The following is an 11,987-nucleotide window of genomic DNA, read 5'->3' as shown; positions in this document are numbered from 1 at the left end:
TCTGGCGGGCGCTCTTTACGAGCGTTATTTGAAATTCGTGAACTGCAAATCGAGCGGCAAGTCCGCTTTCCGGAGCAGCTGCATCACTGCCTGCAGATCATCCTTGCTCTTGCCGGTAACGCGAAGCTGATCGCCCTGAATCTGGCTTTTGACCTTCAGCTTGGAATCGCGGATCAGCACGTTGATTTTCTTGGCGTTCTCTTGGTCAATCCCCTGCTTCAAAGTGATGCGCTGGCGGACTGTGCCCATAGAAGCCGGCTCGATTTTGCTGTAATCCACGTTTTTAAGCGAGAGACCTCTTTTGATCATTTTCGTCTGCAAAATATCGATGACCGAATTCAGCTTGTATTCATCATCCGAAACGATGACAAGAGCGTCCTTTTCCAGCTTCAGGCTGCTTTTGCTGCCTTTAAAATCAAAGCGGGTCTCGATTTCCCTCTCCGCCTGGTTAATGGCGTTATTCATTTCCTGCAAATCAAATTTGGAAACAATGTCAAATGAACTTTCCGAACTCATCTTTACACGTCCTTTCTTAAAACTTTCATGTCATATTATATGAAAATGTAGCGGACAAGTCTAATTTAAACTTTTGGGCGGGGTGCAAATCATGCCAAAAAGACATTCCCGACGGCATAACCGGTTGACAGGAATGTCTCTATGGGCAAAAACTCCGCATATTAGCGGCTGCGCGCGGGCTGTCTGAACATGTCCAAAATGCCGAGCACGATATGTGCGAGTCCGAAGCCCAATATGCCGTAACCCCATGCATTGGGAGTCAGATAATAACCGAGGAGGCTGACAATGATACCTAGACCGGTCACGATCCAGCTGACTGTCATAATCCATACACCTCATTTCCATGGGAGATCATAAGACAAAACTCGAATTGGAGCTAGTCCTATTCTCTCCCTGCAAATGCAAGCTTATTCCTGACTCAAGGCATAAATCAGCCGTTGGTATCCGTTGAGCCTGTATCGCTGGAGCCGGTACCACTGGAACTGCTTCCATCGCCGCTATTACTGCCCGAAGATGAATCGCCGGGGGTATCTACGCTGCTGGGATCCACTCTTTTCAAAACGAGTCTTGAAGACGTCTTTCCATCCGTAATGACCTGGCCGCCAACGGTAATGGTCGTCGCTGGCGCGTAACCGGATTTGATGTACATGCCGGATGATTCAAGCGGGAAGGAGAATGTATTCCCTTCTTCCGTGTTGCCGAACGAAAGCTTCTTGCCTTTCTTGCTCTCGTCGTTATAAACTTCAAGCCAGCTCTTTCCGGTCGCCTTGATTTCAACCGTTACTGTTGTTCCGGGAGCCGCAGCAACCTTAAAGATCGTATCTTTGCCCTTCTTGCCGTCCTGCTGAATCGTGACAGTCTGGTCGCTTGGCGGTGTTGTGGTCCCATTATCAGACGGTGTCGTGCCTGTTCCGTCCCCTGGAGTATCGGTGCTTTCCGATCCGTCACTTGGCGGGGTCGTCGTTTGATCGCCGCCTTTATTTCCCGAATCCGGCGCCTTTGTATCCGTTCCTTCGTCGGTTTTACCCGGGTCGGTTGCAGGTGGAGTCGTTTGAGCAGGTTTTTGCGAAGGATCCTGCTGCGTTTCCGTCACCTTGGATGGGTCTACCTTATCTGTTTTCGTATGGCTGGCACTGCTTGCATACCAATAAATAACGACGATAATCAATATGGGAAAGATCCACATTAAAGTTGTTGACAGCCACTTGACATTGCGTTCCGAGGAGCGGGTGCTGCTGCGCTTCTGAATGACCGGTTCCATTGTCGGTTCCGGCTCCGCAGGTGTTTCCTGCTTATGGCCTTCGAGCAATAAATCCGGATCTAGACCGACCGTTTCAGCATATGTTTTGATAAAAGCCCTCACGTAAAAACTGCCGGGAAGCACCTTATAATCCCCTGCTTCGATGGCTTCCAAATATCTTTTGCGGATTTTTGTCATTTCCTGTACATCATCCAGACTCATGCCTTTCTGCAGTCTGGCTTCTCTTAGCTGTTGTCCCAGTTCGGACATACCATCACCCCCTCATCCAAAATTTGTATTATAGGTCGTCATTATAGGAACTGGTAAAAGTATCATAAATGATTTCTTCTGCCGGATTATTCCGAAGTTCGACAATGATATCGAAGTCGTCATACGTATATTCGGATTCCTGGACGAATACGTCCGGATGCTCGATCACTTTCGTACACGGCATGCCCATAATATCCTGCAGCAAATTATAATGGCGTTCGTTGGAACGGATCGTACTGACGATCCCGTCGATAATAAACACGTTGCCCGGATTCATTTCATCTTCGGAAAGCTGGCTTCTGACCGTCTGACGGAGCAAAGTCGAGGATACGAAGGTCCAGCGCTTCATCGCGCACACACTGCCTGCGATAATGGATTCCGTCTTTCCGACCCGCGGCATGCCGCGAAGGCCGATGACCTGATTTCCATTCTTCTTAAATAATTCACCCAAAAAATCGACAAGTAATCCAAGCTCGTCACGGGTGAAGCGGAACGTTTTGCGGTCATCCGAATCCCGGTCAATGTAACGTCCATGCCGCACGGCAAGGATATCCACAAGTTTCGGCTCACGAAGAGCGCACACGGTAATGTTATCTACTTTTTTAAGCATGGCGCCCATCAGGCTGATCTTCTCGTCATCATCCGTTTCCAGAAGCATCCCCCGCGTCTTGCCCTCCACGCCGTTAATCGTTAATATGTTAACCTCCAGCATACCGAGCAGGGATGCGATATCCCCGAGCAAACCCGGACGGTTCTTATGTATCCTGTATTCCATATACCATTGTTTCGTTAGCTTATTTTGATTAGCTTCCACCTTGACACCTCGTCTGAACTTTTCCCACTTATTTCGACAAAATAAACCTACTGCCCTTGCGGGAGAGGCTCCAATTTCACTGCCATAATGTTGGGTCACGTTAATGATATATAAAATGTTAGTGAAAAACAAGTTCAATACTGTAACCATTAGAGAAAAGCCCCCAAACGGGGGCTTTTTTCTGAAATGCATTGATGAACAGGCCTTGCGGACACGGTCTGATCGCTAAGCGTTTCTCTTAGCAAGCTTGACCATCAAACGGGCGATGGTGTGACGCTCTTCTTTGTTGCCGACTTCCCATAACTCTTTCAGAGCGCGGTTCGAGGAGTTCTGAGGGTCAACCTTCTCGTCCAGGAAATCGCCGATTTCATAGGCAAGACTGGCGATGGTATCCTCGCTCATTCCCATTTTTTCGGCTTGTACGACACGCTCGCCCAGAAATTTTTTCCAGGTATCAAAATTTTTGAGTACAGTCATTGATAAGTCCTCCCTTGGCTTGGCGCGATTGAGATTTGAAATCAACAATTGTAATATAACCTCAATAGCCCGTCCCTATACAAGGTCGAACCCTCCAACCGTTACCTTAACGGAACACCCTGAATCAAGTTATCCATCCCCCGTTCGGGCTGATCACCTGACCGTTGATATAACCGGATTCCGGCAGCGCCAGGAAGTACACCAATGAGGAAATCTCGTCCGGCGTCGCCAGTCTGCCGGCAGGAATTTCGTCCTCCAGCATCCGTCTTTCCTCAGCATCGAGATGCCCGAGCATTTCCGTATTGACTGCCCCGGGAGCAACGGCGTTCACCGTAACTCCCGAAGGCGCCAGCTCTTTGGCCAAGGCCTTGGTAAAGGCATTGATGCCGCCTTTGGTCGTTGAATACAGCACTTCGCATGAAGCGCCCGAAATCCCCCATACCGAAGACATATTGATGATGCGGCCGTATCGCTGGGAGATCATGTACGGCATAAAGGCCTGCGTGCACAAGAACAGGCCCTTCAGGTTAACCGACATGACTTCGTCCCATTGGTCTTCGGTCACATCCGCCAGCATTCCGTAATGGGAAATGCCGGCATTATTAATCAGAATATCCGGCATGAGCCCGTGGCTTTCCAGCTTATCACGCATGCGCAGAATCTGCATTTTGTCTTTCAAATCGGCGGTAACCGTCAGAACCTTCGCACCATGCTGCATGCAGCGCCGGGCAACATCATTGGCCGCCTCATGCGATGCACCGTAATGAATGACTACGTTCATGCCGACTTGCGCAAAGCGTTCGGCAATCGCGGCACCGATTCCGCGGCTTGCGCCTGTAACGAGAACCGTCGTTTCCCCCAGTGCTTTTGTGAAGCTTTCCTCTCCCATGCCCATTACGGATTCACCACAAGCGAAACCGCCAGCTGATCCCAATCGATATGCTCATGAAGACGGTCGTTGACATCCTGCAGCGTAATGGATTCGTACACCTGCACCACGGAGAAGAAGTCGCTGCCGCGGAACTGGTAGCGGGTAAATTCATGGGCAATATTTTCCGGGGAGTTCAGCATCCGCAAATAGCCGCCGATTTTCTTTTTGCGTGCTCGCTCAAAGTCATCTTTGTTGAAGCCGTTCTTCAAAATCGCATCGACTTCTTCGCGCACGCGCGCGAGCAGCTTATCAGGATCCGGAGTATCTCCCCCAACCGCGGAGAATGCGTACTGCGGCGAGCTGTTGTACTCATGCGAAAAGCTGTCGGAAATGAGATCCTCATCGTACAGCTTCTGATACAGCGCAGTGCTTGAGCCGAACAGCAGATCGAGCATCAGCTTGCTCGTCAAATCCCGGCGAAGCAAAACGCTGCCTGTAGCCCCGACTTGCTTTTCCTTGAAACCGAACAGGCACTTCGGCATGGAGACAGCCAATTTGGCTACGCGACGCTCTTCAGCGACCCCCACTTCCTCCGGATCGAAGATCCGCTCGATATCCCCTTGCGGTTTGTAGTCCTTCGCGGCTTGATTGGAGCGGACAAGCTCAAAAATTTCCTCAGGCTTCACTCCGCCCACCACAAACAACAGCATATTGCTCGGATGGTAAAATGCGTTATAGCAGGTATACAGCGTCTCCTTCGTAATCGTGCTGATGGATTCCACGGTACCGGCAATGTCGATATGTACCGGATGGATGGAGTACATCGCTTCGATCAAGCCAAAGTATACCCGCCAGTCGGCATTATCGAGGTACATGTTGATTTCCTGGCCGATGATGCCCTTTTCCTTCTCCACGTTCTGATCCGTGAAATACGGATGCTGCACGAAGTTAATCAGCGTTTCAAGGTTTTTCCCCACATTCTCCGTCGCTGAGAACAGGTAAACGGTTTGGTCAAAGCTCGTAAACGCATTGGCGGAAGCGCCGTTAGAGGCAAACGTCGCAAAAATGTCGCCTTCCGGCTCCTCGAACATTTTATGCTCCAGGAAATGGGCGATACCGTCAGGTACCGAAATTTCCTCCTCGCCTTCTACCCGAAAATGATTATCTACGGAGCCGTATTTGGTGGCAAACGTTGCATACATTTTTTGGAATCCGGGCTTGGGCAGCACATACACGTGAAGCCCGTTGTCCATGACTTCCTTGTACAACGTTTCCTGCAAGTTATCGAACTGAAGTTTTTCCACGTGTTATTCCTCCTTCTGCCCCTTCAGGAAATAGATCGTGTCCAGCTCAAAGGTAGCCGCGGCTGCCTTGACGTCCTCGATCCGAATGGCTTCCACCTGCTGCAGCAGTTCGGCGCGCGGGCGGTCCTTACCGGAAAATTGACGATTGAAATCATATGCGATCATTTCAAAAGCAGAATCATCGATTTCGAGCAGCAGGTTGCGGATCATCGCCTTCGTCTGCGACATCTCAAGATCGCTTATACTGCCGGAGCGCATTTCTTCCAGTTGCTTCTTGATGATTTCTAATGCCTTTTCGTAGTTTTGAATCTCGATGCCCGACTGAATCGTGCCGATGCCTTTATGCCCGTCATACCGGGAAGAAGCATAGTATGCCAGGCTTTCCTTCTCACGAACGTTCATGAACAGCTTGGAGTGTGGATAACCGCCCAAAATACCGTTATACATAAGCGCAGCGGCATATTGCTCGTCGGCATAGGTAATGGACGTCCGAAGTCCCAAATTGAGTTTCCCCTGGCTTACTTCCATTTTCTCGACAACGGTGCGTGCTTCTTCTGCTTTGCGCGTCGAGTTCTCCTGTTTGTAGTTGACGTCATTCGAAGACGTGTCGAAGACAAAGTGCCGGTCAACCAGCTGCTGTACTTCCTCGAGGCTCGTATCGCCGACCACATATAAATCCATGCTCGCTGTATTCAGCCATTGTTGATACGAAGAATACAAGCTTTCCGGTGTAATCTGATCGAGATCCTTGCGCTGTCCTAGTGGATGCAGACGGTAAGGCTCGTTGCGGCACATTTCCTCGATGCAGCGCTCGGAAGCGTATCTGATTTTATCGTTTACAATGGAGTCAAGCTTTTTGCGCACGTTCTCTTTTTCAGCCTGCACATAGCTGCTCCGAAAGCGTCCGTCCTCGAGTGCAGGACGAGTCACCACTTCCCCGAGGAAGGCAAAGGAAGCTTCCAGCAGGCTGCCTTCATTCTTGACGAAGGAATCATTAATGGTATCCATGCGGAACTGGACCATTTGATAGTTGCCTCTTTTATATACGTCAAAGCCAAAACCCGCTCCGTACATTTGCTCCAGCTGCTCACGGAACTGTCTCGTTTCCGGATAGGACTGCGTTCCCCGTCTTAATACAAACGGAGTCAGGGCGGTCGCCGTTACCGTTTCCTCTGCGAGCGGTATGCCGGCATAGAGCGATATGGCAAACGTTTTGAAGCGCTTTGTAGGGAGGACGTGAATCCGCATACGCCGCGCGTTGCCGTGTTGGAATGCTGTTTTATTCAAGGTCCATAACTCCTTTAGCCATGAATTTGTTTTTCCATTACCTTCATGAATATGTTCCATTCTATACCATTACAAAGTCAAGAAGCAACCGAAGACAAACCCTCCGGTTGCTGTTTCCGGGCAAAAAACAACCCTACATGCAGAAGATATGCTGTCCGATCGTTTTGACCTGCGGGCGGGACCAAATCCACTTCGAGGTGGCCGTTTTCGGGTTGAAGTAATACAGGCAGCCTCCCGTCGGATCCCAACCATTCAAAGCCTGCTGAACCGCTTTGCGGGCCACGTCGTTCGGATCAAGCCAAATCTGTCCGTCCGCTACCGCCGTAAATGCTCCTGGCTGAAAAATGACGCCGTGCACCGTGTTCGGGAAGCTTGGCGATTTGACGCGGTTCAGAATGACGGCAGCTACCGCTACCTGGCCTTCAAAGGGTTCGCCCCTCGATTCTCCGTATACCGCGTTCGCCATAATCTTCAAGTCGTTCTCGGACAAGCCCATCGTATTCGCGGAAGCCATCGGCTCGCTTTTCCCGCCTTCGTTGCCCTTATTATTGTTCGCAGCCGCTTGTCCATTGCCTGCGGCCGATTCGGAAGGCTTCCAGTTTTTCGTGGCGTTGTACAGTTTCAGCTTTGTTTTGGCGCCAACCGTACCGTCGGCTTTCATTCCGAACTCGGACTGGAACCATTTCACCGACTTTAAAGTGGCCCAGCCATATTGGCCATCGATTTTGCCGTTATAGAATCCGAGAAATTTCAAGCGTCCTTGTAGCTCATAAATGTCCTGCCCGGATGACCCGTACTTCAGGATTGTCGTGCCGAACGTCGGTACTGCTTCCTCTGTAACGGACTGTCTATCGGATTCGGCCTTATCCTCCGTCCGAGGCTTCAGACCCGCAAATACCGCAGTTGACAAAAGGACCAAAAGTCCAAAGATAATCCACAACCTTGCTTTTTTCATATGGCAGCTCTACCTTTCTCTTGTGAGTTTGACTAGGATGGCTACGGTTATTATGACAATAGCCACCATGAACTATGCACATGACGAAAGAAAGGTTGTAAACAACTCAGACTACCGGAATCATCCAGCACCTGTCCTGGACAAAAGATCCGTTAAAAGAAAAAAAACCGTTCGGAACGCTGTTGTATCCAAGCGATTCGGAACGGTTTAATTTTAGGATTATGAATTCAAATCGGAGCAGAAAACTAAAGCTCTCTGGAGGATGTGCTTCAGGACGCTGACATCAAACGATGGTCAACCAGGTCGATTTCATCCTTATCTGACACAAAAAGAGCTGCTTGAATTCACACGCCATCCTGACAATTTTGATTTCTGATGAACGGTTTATCGTCGGAAATCGGAATGTAATAGAAAAAAGCGTCCAAGGAAATTTCCCTTGGACGCCTTTTTGCTGCCTATTAGGAGCTGATCCGATTCTGCTGCTGGTATTGCTCCATGGAGACGAGTACCTCACGCGGCTTGCTGCCTTCGTACGGCCCGATGATGCCCCTCGCTTCCATCGAGTCGATCAGTCTTGCAGCGCGCGTGTATCCGACCCGCATCCTTCTTTGCAGAAGGGAAACCGAGGCTTGTTTGGCTTCGAGCACGATCTGGACAGCCTGATCATACAACTCGTCCAGCTCTTCGTCTCCGCCAGGCTGGCTCTCGTCAATCTCGGGAACCAGTGACTCGTCATACTTCGCTTCGCCCTGCTCACGCACGTAATTCACGATCGTCTCCACTTCCTGATCCGTCATAAAAGCGCCTTGAACGCGAATCGGCTTCGAGGAGCCCATCGGCATGAAAAGCATATCCCCGCGGCCAAGCAGCTTCTCTGCCCCTGCCATGTCCAGAATGGTTCTGGAATCGACCTGGGAAGATACGCCAAAAGCAATCCTTGAAGGAATGTTCGCCTTGATGACGCCGGTAATGACATCTACCGAAGGGCGCTGCGTGGCGATAATCAAATGAATGCCCGCGGCACGCGCCATCTGCGCAAGACGCGTAATGGCCTCTTCCACATCATGGGCTGCAACCATCATCAAGTCTGCGAGCTCGTCCACGATTACGATGATATAAGGCAGCACGGCCGGCAGATTATCCTTCATCAGGTTGTTGTAGCCCTCAATATTCCGGGTACCCGATTTGGAGAACAGTTCGTATCGCTTCTCCATCTCTACGACAATTTTCTTGAGCGCGAGGGAGGCGCGTTTCGGATCCGTTACGACCGGTGCCAGCAAATGCGGGATACCGTTATATACATTCAGCTCGACCATTTTCGGATCGACCATCAAAAATTTGACTTCGTCCGGCTTGGCTTTATACAAAACGCTTGTGATGATGCCGTTGATGCAAACCGATTTACCCGAACCGGTGGCGCCGGCCACGAGCAAATGGGGCATTTTGGCCAAGTTGCCGACGATAGTTTGTCCGGAAATATCCCTGCCGAAAGCAATCGACAATTTAGACTGTGCGTCTTGGAAAATCGGCGTCTCCATCACTTCACGCATCGTTACAAGCGATACCTCGTTGTTCGGAACCTCGATCCCGATGGCGGATTTCCCCGGAATCGGTGCCTCCATCCGGATATCCTTCGCGGCGAGCGCAAGCGCGATGTCATCGGTCAGACTGACGATCCGGCTTACCTTAACCCCGATGTCCGGCTGAATTTCATATCTTGTTACCGCTGGTCCCCGTACGACCTCCAGCACCTTCGCCCGAACTCCAAAGCTCTCGAGCGTTGCCTCAAGCTTGCGAGCGGTCTGCATGTAATCATTCTGATCCCCTGGCTTACCGCCATTCTGCGGTTTGGCAAGCAGCTTGAATGGCGGGAGCTTGTACGGCTTGGGAGGTGGTGCAGGCGGCGTCATATCGATGGCTTCAGCCAAATCATCGCCATCAGGATGTTCTGCGTTGTGTGCCTTCGCAGCGTTCTCCTCGATCGCCGGATCCAGTCCCGCTTCGGCAACGTCCGCATGGTTATGGGCACCCATCGGCATCTCCTGCATCGGTTCATTCTCATCCCAATCCTCGTCCTCCACATTCCCTTCCGATTTCACCTGTTCGAAGAAATCACGGATAATCGGAGACGGCGGATGATCTTCTCCTTTACTGTCCCATGAGCCTGCAAGAGAAGCATCGATTTCATCATCGTCCTGATGGTTGTACACCGCGACTTGCTGCGATGCATTTCCCGAATGGCGGCCAATAGGCTCCAATATGTCGCTTCCGTCCAGTTCGTCATCCTCACCCTGCACAGGTTCAGCAGCAGACGGCTTGGCGAATTTGCTGCCGAACAGTTGGAAGAAAACCGGAGTAGCGCGTTTGGCTTTGGGAGCCACAAATTCATCCAGCTCGTCCTCTTCATCCTCGTCCGGGAGCTGCAGCTGCCGCTTGCGGGGAGCTGCTTTCGGAGCGGATGCGACCGCTTGCCTTTTCTGATTTGCCATTCTTTTTTGCACATTGGTTCCTGCCTGAACCATTCGCTTCCGGATAATTCGCATCAAATCCACATACGACAAATTCGTGATCAGCATAAAGCTGATGATAAACATCACTATCATCAGCAGCTTGGTTCCCGTATTGCCAAACAACCAGAATAACACGGCATACTGCAGGGCACCGGCATAACCACCGCTGATATCTTTATTCATCATGGAATGATCCTGGGCGGCTGCCGATGACAGCAGCGAACCCTCCAAATCATTATGTACTTGGGATATAATATGTCCGGCACTGACGCCCGGTACGTGCGACAGCTTTTTTTCCAAGGATGAAACGCTGCTCATCAGTGTTAAAGCAAGGATCAACAGAACGATTCCACTTTTTCTCGTGCTCCAGCGACTGGGCCACTTCCGGGCAATCATAACGCTGAGCCCCAAATAAATGCCTACCAGCGGAACCACAAAATAGAACCGGCCAAGCAATAGCCCGAACATTTTGGAGAGCGACCACCCTACCGCCGCTTCACCGGATAAGGCAATGACGGAAAGGGTGATCAGAATAATGCCGTATATCTCGTACTTCAGAACATTGGTCAACAAAGCCTTTTTCCTTTTTTTGCGTTTGGCCAAGAAATGTCACCCCCGGAACCTCATTATACCATATAATACCGTGGGCACCTATGTTCTGTTTTTTATTCCTGAGTAATTTTAGAACGAGGGAACATATTGAATAATTTGTCCCGGCGAGAAGGCGGGATTCAGATAACTGTCCAAAGGACCGTCGAGCAGGCGGATAATCTGAACTCTATTGAAGTCCAGTGGCCGAACTTCCATCAGCATGCCCTGAATTCGTACCTCTGCGGAAGGCTCGGCTTCCTCCTGCTTCTCCCAGACAGCTTCCAGGGGGATGATTGTATGCAAGGTCATTGCTTGATTCCCTCCGCATCCTGTGTTCTTTTCCGGTCATCAATCAGACGATTCAGCTTGGCGAGGGCCTGGCCGATGCCGCCCACTTCGTCCATCAGGCCGTATTTAACTGCATCCAAGCCGCCAACGGGCGTTCCGACATCCCGATTGAGCTCCCCTGTGCGGAACATCAGCTCCTTGAATTTTGATTCCGTAATGCGTGAATGGGAGGTCACGAAGCGGACGACCCGCTCCTGCATCTTTTCCATATACTCGAACGTTTGCGGTACGCCGATGACGAGTCCGTTCAAACGAATCGGATGAATGGTCATCGTCGCACTCTCGGCGATAATCGAATATGTGGAGGATACCGCAATCGGAACACCGATGCTGTGCCCGCCGCCCACGACTACCGTTACCGTCGGCTTGGTCAAGGAAGAGATCATTTCGGCGATGGCAAGCCCTGCTTCCACATCTCCTCCGACTGTATTCAGAATGATGAGTATGCCGTCAATATTTTTATTTTGTTCCGTAGCTACCAGCGTGGGAATGATGTGCTCATATTTGGTCGTTTTATTTTGCGGCGGCAGAACCATGTGCCCTTCGATTTGGCCGACAATGGTCATGCAAAAAATGTTGGATTCATTCGTTGCAGGTACGCTCATTTGACCCAACTGCTGAATCGCGTCAAGCGCCGCTTTCGTTGGATTCTCTGGCTCCTGTTCCGGCGTGGCCGGCTCCTCCATTTGAGGTTGTCGGTATTCATGCGACATGCTAACTCATCCTTCCCTTAAGCGTATTTATTCATTGTGTTAGTATGGCGGTACCCGGAGCAATATTATTCCTTGCTTAAGCCTCATTCCT

Annotated in this window: 12 protein-coding genes; all 12 read right to left on the bottom strand. The window is 50.6% G+C overall.

Going from position 1 to position 11,987, the window contains the following annotated elements; all coding sequences use genetic code 11:
- Nucleotides 1-24: 24 nt before the first annotated feature.
- The gene (locus ACTHPM_RS01880; protein ID WP_440393487.1) at nucleotides 25-516 is read right to left on the bottom strand and encodes a YajQ family cyclic di-GMP-binding protein; all 492 of its coding nucleotides are present in this window, start codon (nucleotides 514-516) and stop codon (nucleotides 25-27) included.
- A 161-nt stretch (nucleotides 517-677) separates the two neighbouring features.
- Nucleotides 678-839, bottom strand: a complete 162-nt coding sequence (locus ACTHPM_RS01875) for a hypothetical protein (RefSeq protein WP_164766748.1) — start codon at nucleotides 837-839, stop codon at nucleotides 678-680.
- Nucleotides 840-946: 107 nt separating this feature from the next.
- Complete coding sequence (locus ACTHPM_RS01870) at nucleotides 947-2,026, bottom strand: RodZ domain-containing protein (protein ID WP_440393486.1); 1,080 nt, start codon at nucleotides 2,024-2,026, stop codon at nucleotides 947-949.
- Between the two features lie 28 nt (nucleotides 2,027-2,054).
- A complete protein-coding gene (locus tag ACTHPM_RS01865) occupies nucleotides 2,055-2,801 on the bottom strand; it encodes a DUF3388 domain-containing protein (protein ID WP_440393485.1) in 747 nt (248 codons plus the stop codon).
- A 264-nt stretch (nucleotides 2,802-3,065) separates the two neighbouring features.
- Nucleotides 3,066-3,317 (bottom strand): DUF3243 domain-containing protein, encoded by a 252-nt coding sequence (locus tag ACTHPM_RS01860; protein ID WP_440393484.1) that lies wholly within the window; start codon nucleotides 3,315-3,317, stop codon nucleotides 3,066-3,068.
- Nucleotides 3,318-3,441: 124 nt separating this feature from the next.
- Entirely contained in the window at nucleotides 3,442-4,212 is a 771-nt protein-coding gene (gene ymfI, locus ACTHPM_RS01855; protein ID WP_440393483.1) for an elongation factor P 5-aminopentanone reductase, read from the bottom strand.
- Nucleotides 4,212-5,492, bottom strand: a complete 1,281-nt coding sequence (gene yfmH / locus ACTHPM_RS01850) for an EF-P 5-aminopentanol modification-associated protein YfmH (RefSeq protein ID WP_440393482.1) — start codon at nucleotides 5,490-5,492, stop codon at nucleotides 4,212-4,214. The genes ymfI and yfmH overlap by 1 nt, the downstream gene beginning before the upstream one ends.
- A 3-nt stretch (nucleotides 5,493-5,495) precedes the next feature.
- Nucleotides 5,496-6,779, bottom strand: coding sequence for an EF-P 5-aminopentanol modification-associated protein YfmF (gene yfmF / locus ACTHPM_RS01845; RefSeq protein ID WP_440393481.1), 1,284 nt, complete (start codon nucleotides 6,777-6,779; stop codon nucleotides 5,496-5,498).
- A 133-nt stretch (nucleotides 6,780-6,912) separates the two neighbouring features.
- Nucleotides 6,913-7,734: a spore cortex-lytic enzyme gene (gene sleB, locus ACTHPM_RS01840; protein ID WP_440393480.1), complete on the bottom strand. Its 822-nt coding sequence runs from the start codon at nucleotides 7,732-7,734 to the stop codon at nucleotides 6,913-6,915.
- A 458-nt stretch (nucleotides 7,735-8,192) separates the two neighbouring features.
- On the bottom strand, nucleotides 8,193-10,847 hold the full coding sequence (locus ACTHPM_RS01835; RefSeq protein WP_440393479.1) for a DNA translocase FtsK 4TM domain-containing protein: 2,655 nt from the start codon (nucleotides 10,845-10,847) through the stop codon (nucleotides 8,193-8,195).
- Between the two features lie 78 nt (nucleotides 10,848-10,925).
- Entirely contained in the window at nucleotides 10,926-11,144 is a 219-nt protein-coding gene (locus ACTHPM_RS01830) for a YlzJ-like family protein (RefSeq protein ID WP_440393478.1), read from the bottom strand.
- Nucleotides 11,141-11,896 (bottom strand): ClpP family protease, encoded by a 756-nt coding sequence (locus ACTHPM_RS01825; protein WP_440393477.1) that lies wholly within the window; start codon nucleotides 11,894-11,896, stop codon nucleotides 11,141-11,143. Before ACTHPM_RS01825 ends, ACTHPM_RS01830 begins: the two co-directional genes overlap by 4 nt.
- Between the last annotated feature and the right edge of the window lie 91 nt (nucleotides 11,897-11,987).

Source organism: Paenibacillus sp. SAFN-054 (assembly GCF_051966755.1).
Classification (GTDB): domain Bacteria; phylum Bacillota; class Bacilli; order Paenibacillales; family Paenibacillaceae; genus Paenibacillus_AQ.
Note: the sequence above shows the minus strand (reverse complement) of the source record. Positions and strands in the feature narration are given on the sequence as shown.